This window comes from Stenotrophomonas maltophilia (genome assembly GCF_900186865.1).
Taxonomy (GTDB): Bacteria; Pseudomonadota; Gammaproteobacteria; order Xanthomonadales; family Xanthomonadaceae; genus Stenotrophomonas; species Stenotrophomonas maltophilia.
The window spans coordinates 238221-265171 of record NZ_LT906480.1; the positions used below are offsets into that span (position 1 = coordinate 238221).

General features: G+C 65.8%; 27 protein-coding genes and 1 riboswitch. Of the genes, 9 read left to right on the forward strand and 18 right to left on the reverse strand.

Annotation, left to right across the window (positions count from 1 at the left end):
- Positions 1–113: 113 nt before the first annotated feature.
- The gene (purU, locus tag CKW06_RS01085; protein WP_005411937.1) at positions 114–965 is read left to right on the forward strand and encodes a formyltetrahydrofolate deformylase; all 852 of its coding nucleotides are present in this window, start codon (positions 114–116) and stop codon (positions 963–965) included.
- A 288-nt stretch (positions 966–1253) separates the two neighbouring features.
- Here the strand turns inward: purU and pncA are convergent, their stop codons facing one another.
- The 4 genes from pncA to CKW06_RS01105 all read right to left on the reverse strand — a co-directional run bounded on the left by pncA (position 1254) and on the right by CKW06_RS01105 (position 5620).
- A complete protein-coding gene (pncA, locus tag CKW06_RS01090; RefSeq protein WP_024956219.1) occupies positions 1254–1880 on the reverse strand; it encodes a bifunctional nicotinamidase/pyrazinamidase in 627 nt (208 codons plus the stop codon).
- Between the two features lie 55 nt (positions 1881–1935).
- On the reverse strand, positions 1936–2622 hold the full coding sequence (locus CKW06_RS01095; protein WP_012478805.1) for an epoxyqueuosine reductase QueH: 687 nt from the start codon (positions 2620–2622) through the stop codon (positions 1936–1938).
- A 161-nt stretch (positions 2623–2783) separates the two neighbouring features.
- A riboswitch (cobalamin riboswitch) is annotated at positions 2784–3013 on the reverse strand.
- A gap of 83 nt (positions 3014–3096) precedes the next feature.
- A complete protein-coding gene (locus CKW06_RS01100; RefSeq protein ID WP_024956218.1) occupies positions 3097–4506 on the reverse strand; it encodes a nicotinate phosphoribosyltransferase in 1410 nt (469 codons plus the stop codon).
- 64 nt (positions 4507–4570) lie between these two features.
- Entirely contained in the window at positions 4571–5620 is a 1050-nt protein-coding gene (locus tag CKW06_RS01105; RefSeq protein WP_032963117.1) for a bifunctional nicotinamide-nucleotide adenylyltransferase/Nudix hydroxylase, read from the reverse strand.
- 193 nt (positions 5621–5813) lie between these two features.
- Between CKW06_RS01105 and CKW06_RS01110 the strand changes: the two genes are divergently transcribed.
- On the forward strand, positions 5814–7706 hold the full coding sequence (locus tag CKW06_RS01110; RefSeq protein WP_024956216.1) for a patatin-like phospholipase family protein: 1893 nt from the start codon (positions 5814–5816) through the stop codon (positions 7704–7706).
- On the opposite strand, the gene CKW06_RS24065 is transcribed toward CKW06_RS01110, so the two are convergent.
- Both CKW06_RS24065 and CKW06_RS01115 read right to left on the reverse strand, forming a co-directional pair.
- On the reverse strand, positions 7700–7828 hold the full coding sequence (locus tag CKW06_RS24065) for a hypothetical protein (protein WP_262986147.1): 129 nt from the start codon (positions 7826–7828) through the stop codon (positions 7700–7702). The two genes, CKW06_RS01110 and CKW06_RS24065, sit on opposite strands and share 7 nt — an antisense overlap.
- Before the next feature lie 219 nt (positions 7829–8047).
- Positions 8048–9415 (reverse strand): helix-turn-helix domain-containing protein, encoded by a 1368-nt coding sequence (locus CKW06_RS01115; protein ID WP_012478808.1) that lies wholly within the window; start codon positions 9413–9415, stop codon positions 8048–8050.
- 115 nt (positions 9416–9530) lie between these two features.
- On the opposite strand from CKW06_RS01115, the gene CKW06_RS01120 reads away from it, so the two are divergent.
- The 5 genes from CKW06_RS01120 to mmsB are packed head-to-tail and all read left to right on the forward strand — an operon-like array spanning position 9531 to position 15070.
- Positions 9531–11036, forward strand: a complete 1506-nt coding sequence (locus tag CKW06_RS01120) for a CoA-acylating methylmalonate-semialdehyde dehydrogenase (protein WP_024956215.1) — start codon at positions 9531–9533, stop codon at positions 11034–11036.
- Between the two features lie 14 nt (positions 11037–11050).
- On the forward strand, positions 11051–12217 hold the full coding sequence (locus CKW06_RS01125) for an acyl-CoA dehydrogenase family protein (protein WP_005407684.1): 1167 nt from the start codon (positions 11051–11053) through the stop codon (positions 12215–12217).
- Complete coding sequence (locus CKW06_RS01130) at positions 12214–13011, forward strand: enoyl-CoA hydratase (RefSeq protein ID WP_024956214.1); 798 nt, start codon at positions 12214–12216, stop codon at positions 13009–13011. The genes CKW06_RS01125 and CKW06_RS01130 overlap by 4 nt, the downstream gene beginning before the upstream one ends.
- Positions 13008–14183, forward strand: coding sequence for an enoyl-CoA hydratase/isomerase family protein (locus CKW06_RS01135; RefSeq protein ID WP_024956213.1), 1176 nt, complete (start codon positions 13008–13010; stop codon positions 14181–14183). Before CKW06_RS01130 ends, CKW06_RS01135 begins: the two co-directional genes overlap by 4 nt.
- Complete coding sequence (gene mmsB, locus CKW06_RS01140; RefSeq protein ID WP_005407687.1) at positions 14180–15070, forward strand: 3-hydroxyisobutyrate dehydrogenase; 891 nt, start codon at positions 14180–14182, stop codon at positions 15068–15070. The genes CKW06_RS01135 and mmsB overlap by 4 nt, the downstream gene beginning before the upstream one ends.
- A 148-nt stretch (positions 15071–15218) precedes the next feature.
- On the opposite strand, the gene CKW06_RS01145 is transcribed toward mmsB, so the two are convergent.
- Positions 15219–15644, reverse strand: coding sequence for an organic hydroperoxide resistance protein (locus CKW06_RS01145; RefSeq protein WP_004153735.1), 426 nt, complete (start codon positions 15642–15644; stop codon positions 15219–15221).
- Between the two features lie 111 nt (positions 15645–15755).
- Positions 15756–16736 carry a cation diffusion facilitator family transporter gene (locus CKW06_RS01150; RefSeq protein ID WP_032963115.1) on the reverse strand — a complete coding sequence of 327 codons (981 nt, stop codon included), beginning with the start codon at positions 16734–16736 and terminating at the stop codon, positions 15756–15758.
- 104 nt (positions 16737–16840) lie between these two features.
- On the opposite strand from CKW06_RS01150, the gene CKW06_RS24150 reads away from it, so the two are divergent.
- Positions 16841–17020: a hypothetical protein gene (locus CKW06_RS24150; RefSeq protein WP_024956212.1), complete on the forward strand. Its 180-nt coding sequence runs from the start codon at positions 16841–16843 to the stop codon at positions 17018–17020.
- Between the two features lie 178 nt (positions 17021–17198).
- Here the strand turns inward: CKW06_RS24150 and CKW06_RS01160 are convergent, their stop codons facing one another.
- Entirely contained in the window at positions 17199–17792 is a 594-nt protein-coding gene (locus CKW06_RS01160) for a DUF4304 domain-containing protein (RefSeq protein WP_024956211.1), read from the reverse strand.
- Positions 17793–17861: 69 nt separating this feature from the next.
- Between CKW06_RS01160 and CKW06_RS23430 the strand changes: the two genes are divergently transcribed.
- Positions 17862–18509: a hypothetical protein gene (locus CKW06_RS23430; RefSeq protein ID WP_143568587.1), complete on the forward strand. Its 648-nt coding sequence runs from the start codon at positions 17862–17864 to the stop codon at positions 18507–18509.
- Between the two features lie 222 nt (positions 18510–18731).
- Here the strand turns inward: CKW06_RS23430 and CKW06_RS01165 are convergent, their stop codons facing one another.
- From CKW06_RS01165 to CKW06_RS01215, 9 genes are all read right to left on the reverse strand, one after another.
- Entirely contained in the window at positions 18732–20513 is a 1782-nt protein-coding gene (locus tag CKW06_RS01165; RefSeq protein WP_024956210.1) for a peptidoglycan-binding domain-containing protein, read from the reverse strand.
- Between the two features lie 42 nt (positions 20514–20555).
- Complete coding sequence (locus tag CKW06_RS01170) at positions 20556–20975, reverse strand: lysozyme inhibitor LprI family protein (RefSeq protein WP_024956209.1); 420 nt, start codon at positions 20973–20975, stop codon at positions 20556–20558.
- A gap of 422 nt (positions 20976–21397) precedes the next feature.
- The gene (locus tag CKW06_RS01175) at positions 21398–21637 is read right to left on the reverse strand and encodes a hypothetical protein (RefSeq protein ID WP_024956208.1); all 240 of its coding nucleotides are present in this window, start codon (positions 21635–21637) and stop codon (positions 21398–21400) included.
- A 265-nt stretch (positions 21638–21902) separates the two neighbouring features.
- On the reverse strand, positions 21903–22094 hold the full coding sequence (locus CKW06_RS01185) for a DNA adenine methylase (protein WP_197697519.1): 192 nt from the start codon (positions 22092–22094) through the stop codon (positions 21903–21905).
- Between the two features lie 179 nt (positions 22095–22273).
- Positions 22274–22480: a hypothetical protein gene (locus CKW06_RS01195; protein ID WP_024956206.1), complete on the reverse strand. Its 207-nt coding sequence runs from the start codon at positions 22478–22480 to the stop codon at positions 22274–22276.
- Positions 22481–22494: 14 nt separating this feature from the next.
- Complete coding sequence (locus CKW06_RS01200) at positions 22495–22680, reverse strand: hypothetical protein (protein WP_024956205.1); 186 nt, start codon at positions 22678–22680, stop codon at positions 22495–22497.
- Positions 22673–23098 carry a hypothetical protein gene (locus CKW06_RS01205; protein WP_024956204.1) on the reverse strand — a complete coding sequence of 142 codons (426 nt, stop codon included), beginning with the start codon at positions 23096–23098 and terminating at the stop codon, positions 22673–22675. The genes CKW06_RS01200 and CKW06_RS01205 overlap by 8 nt, the downstream gene beginning before the upstream one ends.
- A 351-nt stretch (positions 23099–23449) precedes the next feature.
- On the reverse strand, positions 23450–26146 hold the full coding sequence (locus CKW06_RS01210) for a toprim domain-containing protein (protein ID WP_024956203.1): 2697 nt from the start codon (positions 26144–26146) through the stop codon (positions 23450–23452).
- A 103-nt stretch (positions 26147–26249) separates the two neighbouring features.
- Entirely contained in the window at positions 26250–26885 is a 636-nt protein-coding gene (locus CKW06_RS01215; RefSeq protein ID WP_024956202.1) for a phage antirepressor N-terminal domain-containing protein, read from the reverse strand.
- Positions 26886–26951: the final 66 nt, after the last annotated feature.

Below are 26951 nucleotides of genomic sequence, written 5' to 3' on the forward strand. Positions count from 1 at the left end.
ACCGACCAGCTTGCCACGGGAAGGTCCAAGTATCGCTTGGTACTGAACCAAGCAGGCCGGTTGCACCCGTGATCATCCGGCCGCTGGGCAGGGCGCTGCCCTACACTGTGGCGATGCGCCCCGATTCCATTCTTACCCTGTCCTGCCCCGACCGCACCGGCATCGTCTACCGCGTGTCCGGCCTGCTGTTCGACCACGGCTGCAACATCCTCGACGCCCAGCAGTTCGGCGATGAGGAGAGTGGCCGCTTCTTCCTGCGCGTGCACTTCGACCGCGATGCCGGCCTGCCGCTGGAGACCGTGCACGCGGCCATGGCCACGCTTGCCGAAGGCTTCGGCATGGACTGGCAGCTGCACGATGGCCGACGCCGCGCGCGGCTGCTGGTGCTGGTCAGCAAACAGGGGCATTGCCTCAACGACCTGCTGTTCCGCGCCCACAGCGGCCAGCTGAAGGTGGACATCGCAGCAGTGGCGTCCAACCACGCCGACTTTGCGCCGCTGGCGGCGTCCTACCAGGTGCCGTTCCACCACCTGCCGGTGACCGCCGATACACGCGCGGTGCAGGAGCAGCAGATCATCGACCTGGTCGAGCGCGAACGCATCGACCTGGTGGTGCTGGCGCGCTACATGCAGATCCTGTCACCCACGCTGTGCCGCGCGCTGGCCGGCCGTGCGATCAACATCCACCACAGCTTCCTGCCCAGCTTCAAGGGCGCGCAGCCGTACCACCAGGCACACGCGCGTGGGGTCAAGATCATCGGCGCCACCGCGCACTACGTCACCGAGGACCTGGACGAAGGCCCGATCATCGAACAGGACGTGGCCCGCGTGGACCATGCGATGGCACCGCGTGAACTGGTGCGGCTGGGCAGCGATACCGAATCGCTGGTGCTGGCACGCGCGGTTCGCCGCCATGTGGAGCACCGCATCCTGCTCAATGGGCATCGCACGGTGGTGTTCCGGTAATCGCCCATCCCGCGTCCGCCGGGCATGGCCCGGCGCTACCACGGGTGCTATCCGGTAGTGCCGGCCGCTGGCCGGCAACTGCAGAGATCCCGAGGTTGCCGGCCAGCGGCCGGCACTACCGAATCCTGATTTCATCCAATGAAAAGCCGCCGGTTCGGCCGTCCCGCGATCTGTAGGGGGGGCGTAGTTAGGGGGCTGGATGAATCGATTGTGTTGTTGTGGGCAGGAGCGCGCAGGCGGCATAAGCGACGTGCGCGGTAGCGCCGGGCCATGCCCGGCGGTCACGCCTCAGACGATCGCAATCCCCGCCTTGCCCAGCGCCTCGCGCACCATCACGTCGTTGGCTTCGGTCACCGGCTTGGTCAGCTCCCACAGGAACTTCACCCGGAAGCCGGACTTTACCGCGTCCTGCGCGCTCCACAGCACGCAGTAGTCGCGGGCCAGGCCGCATACGTGCACTTCGCGGATGCGGCGTTCATGCAGCCAGCCGGCCAGGCCGGTGGCCGGGCGCTCGCCATCGGGGCCGTGGTTCTCGCGGAAGGCGCTGTACGAATCCACCTGTTGGCGCGTGCCCTTGCGCAGGATCAGGTCGGCCACGGTCCAGTCCACGCCCGGGTGCAGGGCGGCACCGGCGCTGCCCTGCACGCAGTGGTCCGGCCACAGGGTCTGCGGCTGCGCGTGCAGCAGGATGGTCTCGAACGGGCGTTGGCCGGGGTGCTGGCTGGCGAACGAGGCATGGTCGGCCGGGTGCCAGTCCTGGGTCGCCACCACGGTGCGGTAGCGGCGCTGCACCAGCAGATCGGCGATCGGTGCCACCAGCGCATCGCCCTGGTCGCAGGCCAAGGCGCCACCGGGCATGAAGTCCGGCTGCAGGTCGATCACCAGCAGGGCGACATCGGCGGGCAGGGCGGTCATGGCAGTTCCGGTACAACAGAAGGGGCGACCAGCGTGGCCGCCCCATGCCTGCACGTCAATCGTCCTGCGGCGTCCCAGCGTCCTGCCCGTAGTACAACAGGCCGATCTTGATCCGCTCGCGGCCATTCTCGCGGCGATGGCGGTTGGCATCGCGCAGCGAGTACACGCAGCCGCAGTATTCCTGCTGGTAGAACTGCTCGCGCTTGCTGATCTCGATCATGCGGCTGGCACCGCCGCCCTTGCGCCAGTTGTAGTCCCAGTACTGCAGGCCTTCATAGCGCGAGGCGGCGCGGATGCCGCAGTCGTTGATCTGCGCCATGTTCTTCCAGCGCGAGATGCCCAGCGAAGAACTGATGGTGTCGTAACCGTGCTCGTGCGCGTACAGCGCAGTGCGCTCGAAGCGCATGTCGAAGCACATCGTGCAGCGGATGCCGCGTTCGGGCTCGTTTTCCATGCCGCGTGCACGGCTGAACCAGTTGTCGGTGTCGTAGTCGCAGTCGATGAAGGGAATGCCGTGCTGCTCGGCGAAGCGGATGTTCTCCTGCTTGCGCAGCTCATACTCCTTCACCGGGTGGATGTTGGGGTTGTAGAAGAAGATCGCGTAGTCGATCCCGGAGGCGGTGATCGCCTCCATCACTTCGCCGGAACAGGGCGCGCAGCACGAATGCAGCAGCAGGCGCTTGCCGCCGGCGGGCAGGGTCAGGGTGGGGCGTTGGAGCTCGGTCATCGTCAGGTACCGCATGGACCGCCGGCAACGGCGGTGGCCCATGCATCAGCGCGTGGGTGAACGGGTCTGGCCGGATACCGTGAACAGGACGCGCGCGGCCACACCGCCTGCACGCGCAGGACGACGACGGCCCCGGCAACCTCCCCGCGGAGATTCCAGGTCGAGTCAGGGGACGGTCGTGTCCCCCGGCCGGGGCCGGTATTCGGGCTGATGGACTAGGGCCGCAGCCCACCTACTACCCGCCGCTTCCCAGGCGCGAGCCCAGTGCTGTTGGCAGGATTCGTTTCCATTCACCGCTGCGGGGCAGCTCCGGAATGGACGCGCGAGGCGCCTTCACCGGATTCCCGTTTAAACCCCTCCCCGCGCCGCAGCGATGGGAGGGATACCTTCGGCGTGTGCAAGGTGGACCTGTTGGTGGCGCCGGTCAAGAGCGCAGGGGTCAGAACCCGCTGCGCTGCAACGGGATCCGACCCCGGTCGGGATGCACCTTCAATGCCCCACGGCCGCCCGCGTGCGGATGTCGTCCAGCCGCTGGTCGTACAGAAGATGGCCGTTCTCCCACACGGTCACCATTGCGTCCTCGAAGCCGTCCGGCAGGGTGTCGTCGCCGTTGGCCGGCAGTGGCACCGTATGCAGGCTGCCATCGTCCAGGTGGCGCAGCAGGCGCATGCGGCCGCGCTTGCTGGCCTTGCCGGCGTCGGTGACCGGATCCTTGTAGACGTCGATCCACTCACCCTCGACCCGTGCGGCCGAGCACTTCAGCGCGAACTTCTGCGTATCGCGGTCCAGCCGCTGCAGCAGCGCACCGCCCATGCCGAAGGCCACGTTGTCGGCGGCGTAGCCGTCGTCGGTGATGCGCTGCAGGATCGCGCGGATGGTGTCCGGATTGATGCCATCGCCCTGGATCACCCGCACGTGGTTGAGCACGCGATAGCCCTTGCCGTTGATCGCGTGGCCGAAGGCTTCATCCAGCCGGCGCAGGCTTTCGGCCACCACCTCCACCGGGTCACCCGAGTCGGGACGGATGACCAGGGTGGCGCCCGACGCGATCACGTCATCGCGCAGGGTGGTGCCCCAGTGTTCGCTGATCGCGCGGTAGATGTCATAGCTGTCCGACACCACCGCCACGATCGAACCGGGCTTGCCGAACTGGCGCAGCATGTTGCGATAGGCGTCCACCTCGCGTTCGCGGCCCCAACTGGTGATGGTGCTGTGCTCGGCGGCCGGAATCGAATAGCCGGCCATCGGCGCGTGGTAGTGCGCGCGTGCCAGGCACAGCGCCGACACGGTATCGGTGCCGAGGAAGTTGACCAGGTGCGCGGCACCGCCCAACGCGGCCGATTCCAGGCTCGATACACCGCGCGCGCCGAAGTCGTGCAGCTTGAACGGCAGCTGCCCCTGCGGGTCGTCGCTGGTCTGCTGCAGGAACGCGGCGATGGTCTGCCGTGCGTGCCAGCTGATGGTGGCCACGGTGACCGGATACCACACGCGCAGCAGCAGCGTTTCCAGGTACGACGGCACCCAGAACGCAGCCGGATCGGTCGACTCGATGGTCATCAGTGCCTGGTGGGTGGGCACCACGCTGCCCTCGGGAACGGCGCGGATGCGCACCGGCAGGTGGCCGCCAAGCCGGTTGACGATATCGCGCCAGCCGGCCTCGTTGAACGGTTCGCCATGCGCGGCGAATACCGCAGCAGCCTCGTCGATGTCGGCGTGGGTGACCGGTCGTGCCAGCGCGTCCTTGAGGATCGCCTGCAGGCCGAAGAACACCGTGCGATCGTGCAGGCCGCCACGTGATTCGACGTAGAAGAACGTGGCATCGGTACCCGGCGGGTACTGCAGCCAATGGCTGGCCTTGTAGCTGTCGGTGTTGAGGAGAAGATTATCGAGGTAGTGCATGACGGAAGCTCCTTCGCGTCGAGTGACACCAGCGGTCTATCCGCCAGTGGGGAGGCCGGGCCTGTCAGCCGCGGCCGAGGAAATACTCCAGGATGTGCAGGTGGTCTTCGAACAGCTGCGGGCCCATGTCCAGGGCTTCACTCACCGGTATCCAGCGCGCCTTGTCAGCGTCATCGCCGCCGCGCACCGGCGGCAGTTCACCGGCCGGGAATTCGAAGTGGAAACCGTGGGTGATGGTGCGGCCGCGCTGGCTGCGGTCGGGGTGGTCGAAGACCTGCTGGCCCTTCAGCGACCCCTTCAGCACCGGCAGCGGAATCTTCAGCCGGGTTTCCTCGCGTAGTTCGCGCAGGCAGCTGTCGAGCAGGCTCTGTTCCTGGCCGACGAAGCCGCCGGGCAGCGCCCACAGCCCCTTGCCGGGTTCCGAGCGGCGACGCACCAGCAGCACGTGGCCCGAATGCACCACCACCGCATCGGTGGTGACGAAGGTGGGCGCGTAGGGCGCATCCTTCCAGGCGGCCTTGTACTGTTCGATGAAGCGGTACTCGGCCACCAGCTGGCCATAGGCAGGCGCGCTTTTGCGGAACGCTTCAAGCATGTCGTACACCGGCGCCGGCACATTGCCACGCAGCATCAGCAGCGCACCGTGGAAATCGACGTCGCCGGCTTCGAACAGGTAGCGCCGCAGCTCGGTGGCCGACAGGGTGGCGGTGTGCTGCACGTCCACCAGCGGCCACTGCGGGAACTCGCGCAGGTAGTAGCTGGACGCGTCCTTGTCCATGCCGATCAGGCCTACCTTCGCATCAGCGGCGGCGCCGTCGTTGCGCAGGGCGTCAGCCACCTGGCGCTGCACGTTGGCGATCCACTGCGCTTCGTTGTACAGGTGGTCACGCAGCGGGCGGATCAGCAGGCGGTCGGTGTGGCCATCGAGGGCGGCCTGGATCATCACGGCGCGTTCGGCCACGGTCCAGGGATTGCGCAGGCTGCGGGGGGTATCGGCAGAGCCGACCAGGAAGATCAGCTTGCGGGCCCGGCTCAGGGCCAGGCGGGCAACGGCGGCGTGGCCGTTGTGGAAGGGCTCGAATCGCCCGATGAAGACGAGATAGTCGAATTCCATGAGAATCCCTCATGTCGTTGTGGCAGCCGCGGGTCTGTCCCTTGGCTTGCTGCAGATGCTACGCCGATGGCGGGGCGGGTCAAGCCTGCAGCCGTGCTTTCTGCTGAACGGTGCATCGCGTGCGCGGACTGCGCCGTTGTTCTCAGGCCCTGAGAAGCCCCTGCGCCATACTGGCACCCACGCGGCGGACGGCATGCTCGGGGGCAAGACAGTGGCGGACAAGTACTGCGATCTGGTCATGAAAGGCGGCATCACCAGCGGTATCGTGTACCCCAATGCGGTACTGGCGCTGGCGCGCGAGTATCGCTTCAAGAGCATCGGCGGCACTTCGGCCGGCGCCATCGCCGCCGCCGTGGCGGCTGCGGCGGCCTGCGGTGATCGTCGTCAGCAGGCCGGCGAGCACCTGCCCGGCGATGCAGGCTATGGCGGGTTGTCGGCGGTGTCGGCGCAGCTGTCGCGGCGCGGCTTCATCTACAGCCTGTTCCAGCCCGCACGCGGGGCACGCGCGGCCTATCGCCTGCTGGTGGTGCTGACCGGCAATGCCAGCCTGCCGCACAAACTGCTGTGCCTGGCCGTTGCCGTGTTCGAGATCGCGCCGCTGGAAGTGCTGGTGTCGCTGGCGCTGCTGCTCGGCCTGGGCTGGTGGGGCGGTGGTTGGAGCGGTGTGGCGGCCACGCTGCTGCCGTCGCTGCTGTGTGCGTACGGTGCAGGTGTGGCCGGTGCCGCGCTTCGTGTGGCACGCGTGGCGCGACGCAATCTGCTGGGCCTGTGCAGCGGCCTCGGCCGCGATGCACGCACACCGGCACTGACCGAGTGGCTGCACGAATGCCTGCAGCAGTTGTCCGGCAAGCCGCTGGATGCACCGCTCACCTTCGCCGACCTGCACGATGCGCCGCGCTATGCCGGCGAGCCGGACAGCCCGCATGCGATCAGCCTGCAGATGATCACCACCTGCGTGTCGCACAACGAGCCGCGCACGCTGCCGCTGGGCGGCGCGCAGTTCTGGTTCCTGCGCGAGGAATTCGAGCAGCTGTTCCCGGCCAGCGTGGTGCAGTGGCTGGTGACGCAGGCCGGCCCGCCGCTGGAGGTGGAAGGGCGGCAGTACTACCACCTGCCGCCGGGCCCGAAGCTGCCGGTGCTGGTGGCCACGCGCATGAGCCTGAGCTTCCCGCTGCTGATCAGCGCGGTGCCGCTGCATGAACCCTCACGCCGCGAACGACGCTGCGAGCCGACCGCGCCGGCGGCGGACCCCGAGCACAACGTGGCCGACAGCATGGAAGGGCTGACCAGCGCCGGGCAGGCTTGCGGCCCGGTGATCACCGCCTTCCGCATCTGCTGGTTCTCCGATGGTGGCATCAGCAGCAATTTCCCGATCCATCTGTTCGATGCCGCGTTGCCGCGCTGGCCGACCTTCGCCATCAATCTGGTCTACCCGCAGCACGCCGAAGAGGTGAACCACGGCAGCAGTGGCCGCCAGTCGCTGGAGCACGCGGTGTTCCTGCCCACCGAGAACCGACACGGCTGGCAGCGCACCTACCAGTCGATCGCCACACCGCTGGCGGCCGCCGAGCTGGGCCGCTTCCTGTTCGCGGTGGTGGCGACCATGCAGAACTGGCGCGATCTGCTGCAGGCGCGCGCGCCGGGTTACCGCGACCGCATCGTGCACGTCAGCCTGCAGGGCGACGAAGGCGGCATGAACCTGGACATGCCGCAGGAGGTGCTGACCCGCATCGCCGACAAGGGCAGCCTCGCCGGCGCGCGCTTCTGTTCGTTCTCGTTCGAGAACCACTACTGGATCCGCTGGCGCAACCTGGCCTCGGCCTACCAGCGCTACACGCTGGAAGTGGCACGCACCGATGATCCGGCGCAGCAGGTACTGGCCTACCGCGCGGCCTATTCGATGGTTGCCCGCGGGGAACCGGCACCGCCGTCGTACAAGCTGGGCTCGGAAGACAAGCGGCTGGCCTCGCAGCAGCTGTGGGGGTTGATGGTCGAGCAGGGACGTACCTGGGAAGACCTCGGCCCGGACCTTACTGACGGCGCACCGCGTCCGCTGCCGCAGATGAAGGTCACGCCGATCTACTGAGCCGGCAGTAGATCCACGCCATGCGTGGATGCATTTCGCGCAGGGCGAGAGCGTGCCGACCAACGGTCGGCACCCACCATCAGCATCACCATCAGCATCAGCATCACCATCAGCATCAGCATCAGGTTCCAGCAGCAGGAGGAAACTGTCGAAGGCGGGGTGGTGTCGGATTGCGGGGTGTCCGCGGCATGGATGCCGGGGGTCACTTCAGGGACGGGTTCACGGCGTCCCCGCAATCCGACACCGCCCGGCCATCCCACGGAAAGCCCGCTGTTGCTTTTGAGGTTGCCGGCCAGCGGCCGGCACTACCGCAGGTGCAGGGCGCAGCCCTGCAGAACCCCCTACCGCCCCGGCAACTGCGCGAACGCGCGCTGCATGCAGTCCTCGCGCGGGCACACCCGGCAACCCGGCCCGATCGACACCGAGTTCCCCGGGCTCTGTACATCCAACCCCAGCGAATACACCAGTCGTTCGGCATGCTGCAGGTCGCAGCCCAGCGCCACCGCGAACGTCTTGCGTGGCTGGCCATGGCCCACCGGCCCGCTGCTGACCTGCCGCGCCAGCCAGAAGTGGCGCCGCCCATCGGGCATGCGCGCGGTCTGGGTGAGGATGCGCCCGGGCTGGTTGAACGCCTCGTAGACGATCCACAGCGGGCACGACCCTCCCACCTGCGAGAAGTGGAAGTCGGTGGCCGAATGGCGCTTGGAGACGTTGCCGGCGCGATCCACGCGGATGAAGAAGAACGGCAGCCCGGGCGCGCTGCGCCGCGCCAGCGTGCTCAGCCGATGACAGACCGCTTCAAAGCCCACGCCGAACTGGTGCGCCAGCAGCTCGATGTCGTAACTGCTGGCCTCGGCCGCACGCAGGAAACGCATGTACGGCATCACCAACGCACCGGCGAAATAGTTGGAGAGACCGATCCGCGCCTGCGCGATGCGTGCCTCATCGGTAAAGCCGGCGCGCGCCACTACCGCATCGATCTGCGGCAGGTAGCCGTGAAGGGCCAGCTCGGCCGCCATCTGGAACGCCTGCTGGCCGGGCTCCAGATAATCGGGCAGCCACAGCCGCCGCGCACCGGCATCGTATTGCCGTTTCTCGCGCCCGGCCTGCAGTGCAGCCACTTCCACCAGCACGCCATGTCGGTCGGCCAGCAGCTGGCGCAGCCGCGGTGCCACATGCCCGGGCGACAGCCCCCATTCGGCGAACAGCTGCTCGGCCAGCTCGTCCAGTTCGGGGATGTGGTTGTGCATGCGATTGAAGAACTCGCGCACCTGGTCACCGGCGGGCAGGGTGCTGCCGGCGCCGGGCTCGCCCAGCTGGAACTCCAGCGCGGCGGCATGCTCGCGCAGCGCCAGGTGGCGGCGGTGCAGGTCCAGCAGTGCGCGGCTGACCTGCGGCAGGTTGCCGGCCAAGGCGCGCAGCTCGGTCGCGCTGACTTCGGCCAAGCCGAGGTCGCGCAGGGTCTCGCCCAGGGCTTCCTGCAGGGCAGCGGGCTCATCTTCGTCGAACAGTGAGGAAACATCGCCCAATACCTCGCCCAGCTTCTTCTGTACGGCCGGGGTCAGTGGGCGTTTGTTGCGCTCGATCTGGTTCAGGTAACTGGCCGACAGGCCCAATGCGCGGGCCAGGTCCACCTGGCTGTAGCCGCGCTGCTCGCGCAGCCGTAGCAAGCGCAGGCCAAGCTGCCGCTGGGTGGCTGAATAATTCACAAAATTAACATGAATCGTCTGGCGTGTTGGCCAGATTAAGCGGATTCAGCCCGGAAATCGAGACGGGTGCTGTGAATAATGCCAAGCATCTTTCGCACCCCGTGGGATTGTCGTCATGACTGTTGCAGCGCCCCGTATCCGCATGCTGATCGATGGCCAGTTCGTTGAATCGGCCACCTCCCACTGGCAGGACGTGATCAATCCGGCCACCCAGGACGTGCTGGCCAAGGTGCCGTTCGCCACCACCGGCGAAGTGGACGCCGCCGTCGCCGCCGCCAAGGAAGCCTTCAAGACCTGGCGCAAGACCCCGATCGGCACCCGCGCGCGCATCTTCCTGAAGTACCAGCAGCTGATCCGCGAGAACATGAGCGAGCTGGCCCACATCCTCACCGCCGAACAGGGCAAGACCCTGCCGGATGCCGAAGGCGATGTGTTCCGTGGCCTGGAAGTGGTCGAGCACGCCGCCGCCATCGGCAACCTGCAGTTGGGAGAGCTGGCCAACAACGTGGCCAATGGCGTGGACACCTACACGATCATGCAGCCGCTGGGCGTGTGCGCTGGCATCACCCCGTTCAACTTCCCGGCGATGATCCCGCTGTGGATGTTCCCGATGGCGATTGCAACGGGCAACACCTTCATCCTCAAGCCGTCCGAGCAGGACCCGATGGTCACCATGCGCCTGGTCGAGCTTGCCCTGGAAGCCGGCATTCCGAAGGGCGTGCTGAACGTCGTCCACGGTGGCGAGGAAGTGGTCAACGCGATCTGCGACCACCCGGACATCAAGGCCGTGTCGTTCGTCGGTTCCACCCGCGTCGGCACCCACGTCTACAACCGCGCCTCGCTGGCCGGCAAGCGCGTGCAGTGCATGATGGGCGCCAAGAACCACGCCGTGGTGCTGCCGGACGCCAACAAGGAACAGACCCTCAACGCGATGGTCGGTGCCGCCTTCGGCGCCGCTGGCCAGCGCTGCATGGCCGCCTCCACCCTGGTGCTGGTCGGTGAAGCACGCAACTGGGTGCAGGACCTGGTCGAAAAGGCCAAGACGTTGAAGGTCAGCGCCGGCACCGTGTCCGGCACCGACGTCGGCCCGGTCATTTCCTGCAGCGCCCGCGAGCGCGTGGAAGGCCTGATCGCCTCGGGCGTGGAGCAGGGCGCCAAGCTGGTACTCGACGGCCGCAAGCCGCAGGTCGATGGCTTCGAGAAGGGCAACTTCGTTGGCCCGACCATCTTTGCCGGTGTCACCACCGACATGCGCATCTACCAGGAAGAAATCTTCGGGCCGGTGCTGGTCATCCTTGAAGCGGAAACGCTGGAAGAGGCCATCGCGATGGTCAACAGCAACCCGAACGGCAACGGCACCGCACTGTTCACCCAGTCCGGCGCTGCCGCGCGCAAGTTCCAGGAAGACATCGACGTCGGCCAGGTCGGCATCAACGTGCCGATCCCGGTGCCGGTGCCGCTGTTCTCGTTCACCGGTTCGCGCGCCTCCAAGCTGGGCGACCTGGGCCCGTACGGCAAGCAGGTGGTGCTGTTCTACACCCAGACCAAGACGGTCACCGCGCGCTGGTTCGATGACGAGACGCTGAGCCACGGCGTCAACACCACGATCAGCCTGAAGTAACGGCAGGAGCAGCCATGAGCCACTCGATGACGACGGAACTGGAAGAAGCGCAGCAGGCGTACCGCGAGGCGGCGCGCGACTTCGCACAGGCCGAACTGGCGCCGCACGCCGCGCGATGGGATGCGGAGGGCATCTTTCCGCGCGAGGCGATCGCCAAGGCCGGTGAACTGGGCTTCTGCGGCCTGTACATGGACCCGGAAGTGGGCGGCAGCGGCTTGAGCCGACTGGACGCCGCCGTCGTCATCGAGGAGCTCGCCAACGTCGATCCGTCGACCGCGGCTTACATCAGCATCCACAACATGGCCTCGTGGATGGTGTCCAAGTGGGGCCAGCCGGCCCTGCGCGATGCGTGGGGCACCGATCTGTCCTCGGGCCTCAAGCTGGCCTCGTACTGCCTGACCGAACCGGGTGCGGGTTCCGATGCGGCCTCGCTGAAGACCACCGCCGTGCGCGATGGCGACTTCTATGTGCTGAACGGTTCCAAGGCCTTCATCTCCGGCGCTGGTGCCACCGAATTGCTGGTGGTGATGGCACGTACCGGCGGTGCCGGTGCCGGCGGTGTCAGCGCGATTGCGGTGCCGTCGGACCTGCCGGGCATCAGCTTCGGCCGCAAGGAAGAGAAGATGGGCTGGAACAGCCAGCCCACCCGCGGCATCACCTTCGAGAACGTCCGCGTGCCGGTCAGCCACCTTCTGGGAGAGGAAGGCGGCGGCTTCAAGCTGGCGATGAAGGGGCTCGATGGCGGCCGCATCAACATCGCTGCCTGCTCGCTGGGTGCCGCGCAGGGTGCGCTGGATGCCGCGCGCCGTTACATGGGCGAGCGCCGCCAGTTCGGAAAGGCGCTGGCTGAATTCCAGGCGCTGCAGTTCAAGCTGGCCGACATGGTCACCCAGCTGGTGGCTGCACGGCAGATGGTGCACACCGCCGCGCGCAAGCTCGATGCCGGTGCCAGCGATGCCAACGTGTGGTGTGCGATGGCCAAGCGCTTCGCCACCGATGCCGGTTTCAACGTCTGCAACGAAGCGCTGCAGATCCACGGTGGCTACGGCTACATCCGCGAGTACCCGATCGAGCGTCTGCTGCGTGACTGCCGCGTGCACCAGATCCTGGAAGGCACCAACGAGATCATGCGGGTGATCGTTGCCCGTCACCTGCTCAACACCGAAGAGGAACTGCGATGAAGGATTGGCGTACCCTGGAGCACGTGGGCCTGAAGGTGGAGGTCGATGGCCACACCGCCGTGGTCACCCTGAACAACCCGCCGGCGCACACCTGGACCGTGCACAGCCTGTCGGCGCTGCGCGACCTGGTGGGTGCGCTCAACGCAGACCGCGACATCTACGCGCTGGTGATCACCGGTGACGGCGAGAAGTTCTTCTCCGCCGGTGCCGACCTCAACCAGTTCGCCTCCGGCGACAAGGCCGCTGCACGCGAGGCCGCGCGCCGCTTCGGTGAAGCCTTCGAAGCGCTGTCCGGTTTCCGTGGCGTGTCGATCGCCGCGATCAACGGCTACGCCATGGGCGGTGGCCTGGAATGCGCACTGGCCTGCGACCTGCGCATCATCGAAGACCACGCCCAGGTGGCGCTGCCGGAGGCCACCGTCGGCCTGTTGCCGTGTGCCGGTGGCACCCAGAACCTGCCGCGCCTGGTCGGCGAGGGCTGGGCCAAGCGCATGATCCTGCTGGGCGAGCGCATCAATGCCGAGACCGCACTGCGCATTGGCCTGGCCGAAGAAAAGGTCGGCAAGGGCGAAGCCAAGGCACTGGCCCTGGAATGGGCGAAGAAGGCCGGCAAGCAGAGCCCGACCAGCATCGCCGCCTGCAAGACCCTGGTGCAGTCCACCCGCACCGGCACCCACGCCTCGGCGCTGGTGGCCGAGCGTGAAGCCTTCGTCGACCTGTTCGACACCGCTGACCAGGTCGAGGGCGTGACCGCCTTCCTGGAAAAGCGCACCGCGCAGTGGAAGAACGCATGAGCATCGACACCGCTGCCGACGACGCACCGGTGCTGTTCGAGGAGCGCGTGGCCGGCAACGGCACGCGCATCGGCATCGCCACGCTCAACGCGCCGCGCACGCTCAATGGTTTCTCGCTGCCGATGGCGCACCTGCTGCTGAAGCAGCTGAAGGCCTGGGCCGATGACGACGGCATCGCCATGGTGGTGCTGCAGGGTGCCGGTGAGAAGGCGTTCTGCGCCGGCGGCGACCTGCACAGCCTGTACAAGAGCATGGTCGCCTTCCGCGAGGCCGACTGCAGCGACATCCGCGAGAACGACTACGCCGCCGAGTTCTTCGACGTCGAATACCGCGTCGATCATCTCATCCACACCTACGCCAAGCCGATCCTGTGCTGGGGCCATGGCATCGTGATGGGCGGCGGCATCGGCCTGATGTCCGGCGCCAGCCACCGCGTGGTCAGCGAGCGCTCCAAGCTGGCCTTCCCGGAAATCACCGTCGGCCTGTTCCCCGATGTCGGTGGCAGCTGGCTGCTGCCGCGCGTACCGGGCAAGGGCGGCCTGTTCCTGGCGCTGACCGGCGCGCTGCTCAACCCGGGCGACGCTATCTACGCCGGCCTGGCCGACGTGCACGTGGCCGAAGAACGCCGCAGTGCAGTGTTCGATGCGCTGCTGCAGGTGGCCTGGTCCAGTGATTCCGCACACAACCACGAACGCCTGACCCATCTGCTGCAGTCGCATGCCAGTGATGCTGCGACTGGCCCGCTGCTGGCCAATGCGGCGCAGGTCAAGGCGCTGTGCGAAGGCGATGACCTGCAGGCCATCGTGGCGCGCATTGCCGGCCTGCAGACCGACGACGCCTGGTTGCAGGCCGCACAGAAGACTCTCGCCGCCGGTGCACCCGGTTCGGCACGGTTGGCGTACGAACTGCAGCGCCGCAGTGCCGGCCAGGATCTGGCCGCGATCTATCGCCTGGAGTACATCGTCGCCCTGCATTGCGCCGCCCACGGTGATTTCGCCGAAGGCATCCGCGCGTTGCTGGTCGTCAAGGACCGCAATCCGCAGTGGAACCCGGCCACCCTGGCCGAGGCCACCGGCGCGTGGGCCGACACCTTCTTCGCTTCCCCCTGGGCCGATGCCGCGCATCCGCTGGCCGACCTGGGCACTCCCCTTGTTGAAAGGAGCCTTGCATGAGCCGCATTGCATTCATCGGGTTGGGCAACATGGGTGGCCCGATGGCCGCCAATCTGGTCAAGAACGGCCACAGCGTGCGCGTGTTCGATCTGGTCCCGGCCGCGGTGCAGGCCGCCGTCGATGCCGGCGCCAGCGCTGCTTCGTCGGCACGCGACACCCTGGCCGATGCCGAAGTGGTGATCTCGATGCTGCCGGCCAGCCGCCATGTCGAAGGCGTGTACTTGGGCGACGACGGCATCCTTGCCGCGATTCCGGCCGGTGCGCTGGTCATCGACTGCAGCACGATCGCACCGGCCAGCGCCCGCAAGGTCTCGGAAGCGGCCGCCGCGCGTGGCCTGCAGATGATCGACGCACCGGTGTCCGGCGGTACCGCCGGTGCCCAGGCCGGCACCCTGACCTTCATCGTCGGTGGCGAGGAGGACGCGCTGGAACGCGCGCGCCCGGTGCTGCAGGCGATGGGCAAGAACATCTTCCATGTCGGCGCCAGCGGCGCCGGCCAGGTCGCCAAGCTGTGCAACAACATGGCGCTGGGCGTGATCATGGCGGTGACCGGTGAAGCCATCGCGCTGGGCGTGGCGCACGGCCTGGACCCGAAGGTGCTGTCGCAGATGATGGCGGTCAGCACCGGCCGCAGCTGGGCCACTGAAGTGTGCAACCCGTGGCCGGGCGTGCTGGAAAACGCGCCGGCCTCGCGCGGCTACAGCGGCGGTTTCGGCAGCGATCTGATGCTGAAGGACATGGGCCTGGCGGTGGAAGCGGCGATGAGTGTCGGTGCCTCGATTCCGCTGGGCGAAGTGGCCCGCAACCTGTACTCGATGAACCACCAGGCCGGCCGCGGCAAGCTGGATTTCTCCAGCGTCGTGCAGCTCATCACCAGCGAAAAATGACCTGGTAGTGCCGGCCGCTGGCCGGCAACCTCATGCCCCCCTGTGGGACAACGAAGGTGGGATGGGCGGATGTTCGGTTTCGACCGGCATCCGCCCATTTTTTTGCTCTTTACGTTGGTAGTGCCGGCCGCTGGCCGGCAGCACCCCATCAGGCAACGATCAGCGTCACGTCGATGTTGCCGCGGGTGGCGTTGGAGTACGGGCACACGATGTGCGCCTTCTGCACCAGTTCTTCCACCTGCTCGCGCGGCACGCCCGGCACGTTGATGGTCAGCTCGGCTTCGATGCCGAAGCCGGTCGGGATCTGGCCGATGCCCACTTTGCCGGTCACGGTGGTGTCGGCCGGCAGCGCGACCTTGGCCTGGCCGGCCACGAACTTCAGCGCGCCCAGGAAGCAGGCCGAATAGCCGGCGGCGAACAGCTGTTCGGGGTTGGTGCCCGGGCCACCGGCGCCGCCCAGCTCGCGCGGGGTCGACAGCTGGATGTCCAGCACGTTGTCGGACGAGACGGAACGGCCTTCACGCCCGCCGGTGGAGGTGGCCTGGGCGGTGTACAGAACCTTTTCGATGGACATCGGGATGCTCCTGGTCAGTGGGTGGGTACTGCGTTGGAGCCTACTTTGCCCGCTTTCCGCGTACGTTGGGTTGCAGGGCGTACGAAAAACTTGATCGATCGTCCTGTTGGCCTAGATCGTCCACTCGCGGTCGGTGGTGAACATGATGGTCAACCAGCGGTCCGGCGAGGCCTCGCCCAGCGCGTCGCCGATCTCGTCGCGCAGCTGGTCCCATTCCACCAGCGGCCGCGGCGGGTCGTTTTCCGGAACCACGAAGAACAGCTCGATCTGCTCGCCTCGCCCCACCTGCGCCACGTAGCTGCGGTGCTCGACGAAGCCATGCTTGGCCACGATCGCGCGTGCCACGGCATCCACGTGCGCCTGCAGCTCCGGCGGGGTGACCAGCAGGATGCCGGCCAGCGCCCGGCGCACGGTGCCGAGCGGGGCGATCATCACCAGCACGCAGACGAAGGCAAGGATGGCCGGGTCGATGTACGGCCCGACCCAGGCCCAGGACGTGCCCTGCACCAGCACGCCGCCGAGGAAGGCCAGCAGGTAGCAGGCCGACATGCTGGCCGCGATCACCCAGTTCTTCGCATCCAGTGCGATGAACTCCGAGCCGATGCGGCGGTTGGCGCGCAGGATGAACCAGGCCAGCGCGCCTTCGCCGACGATCGACAGCCCGGCGAAGGCGATGGCCGGGCCCAGCGCAATGTGGCGGCCCCCGGACATCAGTGCATCCACCGCATTGACCAAGGCATACAGTGCCGCACCGATCATCAGCGTGCCGCTGACCCCCAGCACGATCGGTTCCAGGTGCCAGAAACCCATGGTGAAGCGCTGGTTGAGCCTCGACTGCAAGGCATCGGTCTGGGTGGACAGCGCGATCAGCCGTGCCACCAGCAGCGACAGCCAGGTCATCACCACGTCGATCAGGCCGTAGATGCCATCGAAGATGATCAGCGAGGAATTGGCCAGCAGGCCGAATACCACTGCGGCGGCGGCCAGCAGCAGCGAGGCGGCGATCGACAGGCGCAGCACGCCCTGTTCGGTGGCGGGGTCGAAGAACTGCGGGCGGTGGGTGGCCATGGCCTGATTGTAGAGCGGCGGCATGCCTCGCTGCCTTCCGCTGTCCGGCATCGTCGCAGAACGTCGAGGACATCGACGAGAGGCCCAGCGAGCGTGACCGCGAATGCGTCGCCCAGGGCCTGGCCAACATGGTCATCGAATTCCTCGGCCGCATGCTGGATATGCAGCGCTACGATGTCGGTGACACGCAGGTCTACCGCGTGCGTGGGCAGGTGTTCTTTGCCTCGGCCGGCCATCTGGGTGCGGTGTTCGATTACCAGCACGTGACGCCGAAGGTACAGATTGATCTGCGCGACGCCCACCTGTGAGACCTGACCGCCGCGGCCGCGCTGGAACGCGCGCAGGAATAGCTGGCCGCACATGGGGCGAAGGTGACGGTAGTGGGGCTGAATGCTGCCAGCCAGACGTTGATCGAGCAGGTGGGCGGCGCGCGCGGCGGGTACTGAGGCGGCAGTGTTTCAATGCCTGCGTCGGTTCTGGGGCCGGCTAAGCTTCCAGAATTTTCCTGAATCGGCTTTTCAGTGAGGTAGCGCCATTACAGATGGAGAGTCCATATGTGGCCAGCGCCTTGGCAGATTCGGTGTCAGCCTTTGCCTGCCACGAATGGGCAGCGAGCAGGGCCCTGCCGACGCGCGTGATCGAACTGAAGTGTGCCGGCGTCGTGTCGGCCTGAATGGCCGCGACCGTCAGAGCTTCACAGATGGAATCGATGTCCTGGAACTTTGAGAAAAAGGGAAGGGCACTCTCTGTCAATAGAGCATCCACCTCAGTCCTGAGCAGATCAGCGTCCTTTTCAACGGCTATCCAATGGTCGCTGTTCCCTGGGGGAGCGGCCCTGCATCTCACGTCGCAGTCGGTTTCGTTGAGATTGGTGGTCCGATCCATGCAACGCCGCGGGATGAAGCGGGCGAGCACACCGACATTGAGTGCGAGTGCTTTGCCGTCGCTTCTGATCTGAGGCGAGAGCACATCAATGAAATTCTCGCGGCATCTCGTAAAAGTTGGTCCACTTCGGACAAATCCTGCGTCCTTCAAGGATGCGTAGACGATGCTCAGGGCGCGCTTTGTGATAGCGGTCATGAGGCGAGCATCAGGAGGGAGGATGATTGCAGGCGAGGCCTCTCAGACTGGGTAAGCCGGTGCGAGGCAATGAGTGTATCGACTTGGCTGGGAGCGGTAACTGGCATTGACGTCAGTAGCTGTCGCTATCAACAAAAGTTGTTGTTTGGCCGTCGTTCCCTGGTTCGCAAAATCCCGAAAGACGTCGGATCGCATGATGCAGATTGCAGCTTTTCTCATTGCCAATCTTCTGAGTATGGAAGCAGGCTGGAGACACGCGATTCTGTGTTCAAGGAAGCAGCATCCATGAAATCGAATTTTTCGGCGTCATTCAAATGTCTGTTGGCTTTTGCGCTTGCGCTTGGTTCGACGACATGGCCGGGAGTGATGGCGTTGGACCGCCTTGCGGTTGCCGTCGATCGGACCACGCGCTACAGCGCCGGAACTGACGAAGCGAACGAAGTCGCTCGATGGCTGGACGCACGCAAAGATGTCCACCAGCGGACGCTTGCACTTGGGACACTGACCATTCGCCATCGCTGTAGGGGGGAGCGGGATTCACCTCGGACGCCAGCCATCCGCGCCCTTTTCCATCATGGTGCTTCCGGAGAGAAGATCACTATTACCAACGATCTTCCAGGATGCGCACGCGAGACGTGGACGTTCGCATGGACCGGAGATGGCCAGGACGCCTATTGGAAGCAGACCGCCTATGGATGGCGGGTACTGACCACTTAGGGAAAGCTCCGGACGGACTTATCTGTCGTCAAAGCGTCGACGCGATCAAACCGGATCGACTACACCGCGAGGCCGACTACCTCGAAGCGTGGGCACGCTCCGGGGCGCAAGACCTCGCATTTGCGACAATCCTCGACGCACCTCAACCAATGCCCCCGTCGACCTCAAGCCGACGAGGGGTGAGCAAGGCAATGGCACTCGCAGGCCCGTGGGCCCGCTCTCTTACGCCATCATGGCCCGCGGCCCGTGCTGCTGGGTCTGCTGGTCGATCTTCTGCTGCTCGCGCTGCTGATCGCTCACCTGCAATGCCCGCTCGCTGTTTTCCTGCACGCTCTGGCGCATCGCGTCCGCCGTCGATACCGGCGCGGTATTGCGGTTCAACGCGCTTTCGTCGTGCAGTGCATTGGCCTGCACCGCGCGCGCCATCGAGCCATCCTGGTTCAGCTCAACGCGATCAACCCGGTACAGGCCGGCACGTGCAGCTTCCACGGTAAGCGCAGCGGCCAGCTTCTCGCTGTGCTCGCCGGAGGGCAGGCCACGCGCTTCCTCGGCGAACTTCACCTGCACCAGGGTCTCGGTGTACAGCCAGTTCTGCGGGCTGCGCGGGTCGGACATCGGGTACACCGTCTCGCGCGCAGGCTCGGCCGCGGCCTGCGGTTCCGGGGTGTTGCCCTGTGCCTGCGCACGCTGCTGCACTTCATTGGCCAGCGCCTGGCGGGTTTCCGCATCGGCAATGCCGGTCGCGGGCAGGCCATGCTGCTGCTGGAAAGCGTTGATCGCATGGCGGCTGCCACCGCCCAGATAGCCATCGCTGCCGATGGCCTGGCCCTTGGCGTCGGTCAGCCCCAGCGCGGCCAGGTTGCCCTGGAGTTCGCGCGCGTCGCGGTCGATCGCGGCCAGCGTGGCTGGCCCGGCCTTGCCGTCCACCGGGTCCAGGTTGTGTGCGCGCTGGAAGTCTTCCACCGCCTTGCGGGTGGTGGCATCGAAGCGCCGGTCCGGATTCAGCGTCTGCTGGCCGCCAGCACTGGCATAGCCCAGCGTGACCAGATTGCTCTCCAGCTTCAGCACGTCACGGCCGCTGGACCCTTCCTTCAACGTCTGCGAACCGGCCTGCTGGCGCGGTGCGCCGATCTGGTCCAGCGCCACCTTGATGTCCGCATCGTTGTGCTCACCGGCGGGCGAGTAGTCGCGGCTGCTGACCTTGGCATGGGCGCGGTCCATTGCGTCCTTGTTGTTGGCGTAGGCATTTTCGTAGCGCACGGCGATGTCGCCGGCCTTGGGCGCGTCGAAGTACTGGTAGGTCTCGCGGATCTGCCCGGCCTTCGCGCGCAGCGTCTCGTAGTCACCGCCTTCTTCCAGCACCTTCTGCAGCTTGGGCAGCTGGCTGGGCAACTGGTTGGCGGTCTTGGCGATCAGGCTGATCGCTTCGAAGCGGTTTTCCTCGGCGATGCCGCTGCCGTGTGCGTCCACCATCGCCATGCCGATCCGGGTGGCGTTGCGCACCTGCGGGTAGTCGATGTTCGCGTGGATCCACTGCTTGCCCTCGGCCGAACCGGCCCAGGCGTTGATGCTGTCGCGCGTGTTGGTATCGATGAACTGGATCGAGCTGCGCCCGCTCAGGCCATTGCCGTGGCTGAGCAGGTCGCGGCGCAGGTCGGCGTGGTCCTGGGTGAAGGGCAGGTTGTGCGCCTTGGCATAGGTGCTGGCCTGATCGATCACGGCGTCGACATAGGTCGTCTCGCCCGCCTTCAGTGCGTGGCCGTCGATGGCGCCCAGCGCCCACTCGCCGCGCTGGCCGAAGTCGACCTGGATCGCGCCCAGGCTGTAACCGCTGTTCTGCGCGACTTTGTTCACCGTGCCCCAGTGCGGTTCGGTCACGCCCTGGGTGATGCCGGCGATGGCCAGATGGTAGGAGGCGGGACCCCCTTCGGTACCACGGCCGACGGCGAAATACACGGCGCCGGAGGTGGCATCGAGATCATGGGTATCGATGTTGGTTGGCATGTCTTACATCCTTGTGCAGTCAGAGGGTCTGCCCCTCAAGGGTCAGTCCAGCAGCTGCAGATACTTCTGCAGCTGGTCGGCACGCGCGCTCAGGCGCATCACATCGTTCAGCTCGCCCTGCAGGTTGCCGGGCTGCGAATCGTCGTACAGCGCGGTATCCAGTTCGCCATCGCGGCTGCGCGACTGCAGCCACGCGCGCTGGGCATTCACCAGCTTGGTCTTCTTTGCGCCAGTCAGCTTTGCCTGCAGCTGGCGGTAGGCCTGGTTCAGGCGCTGGTCCTGGCGTGCGCTTTCCGAGGTCAGGCAGGCGGCCTGCTCGATCGCACCCTGTGCCTTGTCACGGCAGGTGGTGAAGGTCGGGCTCAGCCCGGTGGCAGCCGGTGCTGCGGTTGCCGTGCCGATGGCCAGTACGGCGACCGCCAGCGCGGTGGCGAGGGTCCTGCTCAAACGCTTGTGCTGCATCATCTGCTCCACACGTCCAATCCATTGCGAGCGACGGACTATAACGGCGTCAATATTTCGTCGTCGTCAACGAATCGCGACAACTGTGACCGGTTGCCCGTCATTGTGGGTTGGCGCCGCCCGGCCTGCGGACGGCCCTCGGGCCCGGGCGCCGCAGCGCTATCCGGGCGCCAGCCGCCGCCATTCAGCCGAGCGGTGTAAACTATTGATCTCACTGGCAATGCCAGTCTCCACGATCAACACCCCGATGACGTCCGCCACCGCCCGTTACGCTGATTCCCTGCGCCTGTCCGTTGCCCCGATGATGGACTGGACCGACACCCATGCCCTACAAGGGTTGTGAAGGCATTGGCACAATAATGGCACGGGCTGTGTGCGTTAGACTCCGAAGAAAGCCGCCTTTCGGCGGCTTTTTCGTTGGTTCACGATGCGCGTGCTTTTCGTTGGTCGTCCCACCAATCGGCTACGTCGCGGGTGTCGTAGACCTCCCCGATACGGGGTGGCAGAAGGCCCGCGCTGTGCTTGTTGGCCATGGTCTTCATGGTTGATGACGGGAAAAAGGCGTCACGCAACTGCTCAACGGTGAGGGTTGCCCCGAACTGGCCGAACAGCATCCAGAACGTGCCGAACCCACCTCCACCTGCCGTTCCGGGCGCTGCCATTAACCTGTCCCCCCAACCAGCCGCAGCTGCAGCTGGGGTGCGGGCGCCGGCAGAGGCGTCGCCGGTTGCACCACCTGCAGGCCGTGTTGCTTGTGCCAATGTGCCCACGCCAGGTCGAACGACGGATGCTTTGCAGTGGTGCTGCAACGGCATTCGATCAGGTGGCCACCGCCTGCGCCCTCACGGCGTAGATCATGGATGTACCTGGCTTTGTGGCCCGCCGCGCATGCGGGGAGCGTGCGCGGAGGTGACTTCTGCTGTTGCGTCATGCGACCACCTCGCCGTCAAGGTCGTTGTAGATCTCCACGCCGCTGCGCGGTTTGGTAAGCAAGACGCCCGCAGCGCCGCCGAAGGGCTCCACATAGATGCGATGTGCGGGCAGATGCTGGTTCACCCATGGCGAAACCCTGAACATTCCACCGTGATATCGAAATGCCGGTGCAGCAACTTTAGTCATGGTCGCTCGCCTCATTGACGTTGCTGCAGGCGGCGCACGGCGCCGCTAGCGCTGCAGCAACGGCTGCGATGTACGCGCCCTGGCCCAAGGGGCTGGTGCCTGCCAGGATGCCGCCGGCGACGTGAGGCAGGCCGGCACTCTCAAACTCGGCAGCTAGGAACTGACGCGCCTTGTCCAGGTCAGCCATTGGCCACCCCGCTAGACAGCTTCACACCGCAGAACGGGCAGTAGGTTGGTGCTACGGCCCAGGGCGAATGGCCGCGCTTCTTCTCCACCGCCTTGGTGGCGATGGTTACCGTGGAGCTGACGGCGTCGCCCAGGAAGAAGGAACGGGAAAGCCGTGTGTTCGCACCAGCCTCAGCCAAGCGCTGGTCGATCTTGTCCATGCAATCGCACGCACTCATGCGGCACCTCCGGCGCGGCGCACCGCCATGGGGGCGCGGCGGCGCAGCGCCTGCGGGATCTGGCCCACGGCCAGGCCGCTGTGCCGGCGGCGGGCAGGGCGTGTCTGCCAAATCTTGAGCAGGGTGGCGCCGGCGACCGGCAGCAGCACGCACATGACCAGCAGGGCGACGAAATCAGCCATTGGCCACCTCCCGCGCGGCTTGGGCAACCACCTTGGAGCTGGCCTTTGCACCCGGAAGCATGTTGGCTACCGCGAACGGAAAGGGGAGCCGGTCAGCGAATGCGGCCAGCTCGGCCGAGATCCAATCTGCCTCGTCAGAGAAGTGTTCATTTCCCCTGGCCAGAACCCATCCCGCTGAGCTGCCTTTCCGCCGCTCGAACACGCGCTGGGCGACCTTCTGCCCGCCCATGTCCAGTTGGGCGGTGGCGATCACCTGGTTGTGGGTGATCCGCAGCGTGATGGTGGCGCTACAGTCGCGGTCTTGGGCCGCATCGAATCCACACAATCCCCCAGCCGTGCTAGCCTTTGCCGCTGGTCCGGTGCCGGAATCCTGCGGAAATGCCTTGGTGTGGTCGGTACTGCCGATCATGTCGTGCATGGTTCTCTCCTGAACTTCGTTGGTGGATGGCCTTGGGGTCAGAGGTGGTGCTCTGCCCGCCGGACCGCTGTTGCGCTTACTTCTTGAAAACCCAGCACCTCACAGTGCTGCGTCGGATGCGGCTCCTAACCGCTGAAATGCGAACAAATCGAGGGCAAGTGCGGACGGCATCGAGAAGCGCTTTGCCCGCCGGCAGCTGGACTCCCAGGCGGCGTGCTTCTGTCCTGATTTCCGGCATGCAAATGCCAAGGTGATCGGAGTCACCTATGTGATTTCCCACGCCCCGCGATTCCAGCCCTTGGGTGACTACCTGCCAGAACGCGTCCAGTGCCGTGACGTGCTTCGAGACGGTCATTTCTTGAACACCCAGCAACGCACTGCCACGCCACCGCCAGTGCTGTTGGTCTTGATGGCGCTGTTCACCGTCAGATTCGTATCGACCAGCTTGTAGCGGCGGGAATCGCGCAGGTACGCACGGAGCAACTTCAGATCCGCCACTGGTTGGCTGTGGTGCGCTGCCTTGGCGATGAAGTCGTTGAGATTTACGGCGATGCGCTGCGGGTCCCGAGAGTGATTGACCACGGGGCGCTCGCCATTGCCGAGGCTCTCCAGGTACTCGTAGGCTTCCCAGAATTCATTGACCAAGGGATGGTCTGCGCTGACGGCCGATTGGCGTTCCATTGCCATGGCAACCAGCGCCTTACGCGTGGCCGTTACCATATCTTCGGGAATGTCGATGATCAGGCGAAGCCCATCCAGCAGAGCCAGCATCTGGGAGTGGTTCTTGATGAGGCGTTCCATGCGCAGATCCTTGTTCTCGCGCAGCTTGGCCTCGTAGAAGCGCACCCGCTCGCCGAACTTCTCCATCACCTGCGCCTCTGCCCGCACCGCCTTGATGAGGAAGTGGCTCAGATCCTCGACCTGCAGCGCGTTGAGGTTGTCTGCCGCCAACCGGCTTTCGGTGGTGGCATTGGGCTTGCGGAAATGCAGCTTGACGATACGCGTCATGATCGCTTCGCTGGCGTCCACGGCGGCATTCTGGCTGATGACGATCGTTCCCCGGAATGGCGGCTCGTAGGTCTCGTTGCCGCCGTTGCGCACGCCACGCGTGGCTAGCGTGCCGCCACCGTAATAGTCCTTCAATTCGTCCCATTCAAAGGACTTGGCGTGCGCCTTGTCGGGCGCATCGCGGTCAGCTTCCAACAGCACCACCGGCATGCCCGAGGTCTGGCCCATTGCGCGAGCGCGACCCGCCTTGGATGACTTGGCCGGGTCGAAGCCTTCGTAGTCGCTGCGAGCCAGCAGCTTCCACAGGAACGTCAGCAGCGTGGTTTTACCTGCGCCGGCCTCGCCGGTAGCCTCCAAGAACGGAAAAGACTTGTGCGCGGTGCGGATCTGGTTGGCGAACAGCGAGCCGAACCAGAACGTGAGCGCCACCATGCCGTTCGTGCCGAAGCACGTCCACAGCCACTGCAGCCATTCCGTCCGATAGGCTTCGTGGTCGCGCTGAATGTCCATGCGGATCGACCGCTGCGTGGTCTTGATTCGCAGCTTGGGGAACTCGAAGTAATCCTCGGCGTTAGCCATGGTGACTTCGCCATTGCGCACGGCCAGGTCGCCGAAGATGTATGCCTTGTGATCCGGGCTGTAGCCGACGAAATCGACCGTAGCCACGTCCTTGATGCCGAACGTCTGAGCGTCCATCACCCTGTCCAGGTGCTTGCCGGTACCGCTGAACAATGCGCCCTGCGCAAGGCTCAGCAGGCGCTTCTTGAACTCGGTGGCGCTGGCGATCTGCGCGCCGGTAAACGTGCCCTTTACCGAGGGCGCATCGTGGGGGAAGTCCACGCGGAAGAAGTACCAGCTCTCGTCGGTGGCGTCGTGCTTCTGGAAGTAAAGGGCCTCGGGGTAGCAGTTGGCGATCTGGCGGATGGAGGCGCTCGCCCGCTGGATCTTGGACAGCTCCTCGGCTTCCAGTTCATCTTCGCTGGCCAGGTCGCGGTCTACGGCGCGCTCGCGGCACAGCTTCTCGTAGCGCAGGGCGTCGAACTCGAACCAGTACAGGCGCGAGTTGTGTTCGAGGTGGAACTCGGTGTTTTTCTCGCGCTCATACATGATGAGGCCCTTATCCATGGCAGTACGCGCCAAGAGCAGCGCGCCGTTGTGCAGCGCCAGGTCGATATCGGCCTGCCACTGGCTATCCCCATCTTCGGCAGCCTGTGCGCGCAGGTGCAGGTCGTTCCAATCGGTCTTCTTCTCGCCCGTCTGCTCAATCTGCGCCGCCTTACAGCGGTAGCCCAGCTTCTCGGCGCGGCGGATGTGCTTGGCGGTATAGCCACGTGCGCCGGGCTCGTTGTCCAGCGCCCACACCAGCACCGGAAGATCGTTCGGGCGCGCGTCGCGCAGTTCCTTGAGGGAGAGTTCGGGATAGGCGTTGCTCGACATGGCGGCAACGGCGCAGATCCCGTGTTGCAGCAGGGCGATAGCGTCGAAGATGCCCTCCACGATCCACACTTCGCGCGCAGTACGGAGCTGATCGAGCGCGGCGGCGCCCCACCACACCCCAGCGTAGCTCTCGCCAGGCGCGAACCGTGCCTTCATCTTGCCGAAGCGATGCGGGCGGTCGATCAGACGCTCCCACCAGCCGCCCTTCACCAGCGGGAATCGCACGGTGGCTGTGCCCTGGCGCTTGGCGCGGTCGTAGTAGTCCTCTTGCGTGTAGAGGCCCTGCAGCGGCTTCACATTGAAGCCACGGCCCGTGGCCAGATACGCATCTGCGGCGGCGTGCGGGGCCTGCGGCGTCTGCGGGTTGGACTTGGAATAGTCGTCGAACAGGTCGTCGTACAGGTCGCGCACACGCACTTCCTGCCCGCACTTGGCCTGCCGGCCGCAGCGCAGCACCCACGGTGTCTGGAAGCTGGTGTACAGCTCCTTCTTGCCGCAGTGCGGGCACTTGCCGCCGCGCATGTAGGGCGTGCCGTTGCGATGCTTGAGGCCATAGTCGCGCTCGATGCGCGACAGAACCTGCTGGCGGATTTCTTCCTGCATGCCGTTTCAGCCTTGGCGAGCCGCAGACGCGGCGTGATGGTGGTGCATGGTTCTCTCCTGGCATCCCCGGCGGCGGTGGTGCGCCGCCGGGGCGGGTGGTACGTCAGGCGTTCAGGGGCAGCTTGCCTTGCGGGGCATCAAGGCTGTCCATGGGAAGCCCTATTGCGCGCATCTCTTCGTGCAGCAGGTGGGTGAATGCACTTCGCTCGCGTTGGTCGTTCAGGCCATCACGGGTCTTGGCCAGTGCGAGCAGGTCACGCAGGATTCCGTTCCGCCCGTTCTTCATGGCGATGCCTTGGGTTTCGTACCTGTGAAGTACCCCCGCCCATTCGATCTGCAGCGCCAGAACCTGGTCAGCAGCGTCCCCATTACCGTTTGCCCGCATACGGTCGGTGCTGATGCGTGCCATGTACATGCGGGAGCGGTCGAGGCGGAGATATAGGACGCCTTCCGGGGGGGACTTAAGTCCCCCCAAACCGGCGATTGAGGGTGGTTCGAGGCGCGTGGCGCCGTACAGAATGGCGCTATCACCCTCTTGGAGGGCGCGGCGCGCACCCCGCCAGTCGATGCCGGCGAGGTCGGTCAGCGGCTTGGCCTCGACGTACTCGACACCTTCGTGCTCCACCACCATCAGCGTCAGGCCGTGGAAGTTTATGAAGTTGACGGCTCGCGTCGCGCGATCTTCTGTTTGTTGCATGGTTCTCTCCTGTGAAATGGAACTGTCGGTGGTGGGGTGCATGGTTCTCTCCTGGCATCCCCGGCGACGGTGGTGCGCCGCCGGGGCGGGTGTGGTCGGTTTACGGGG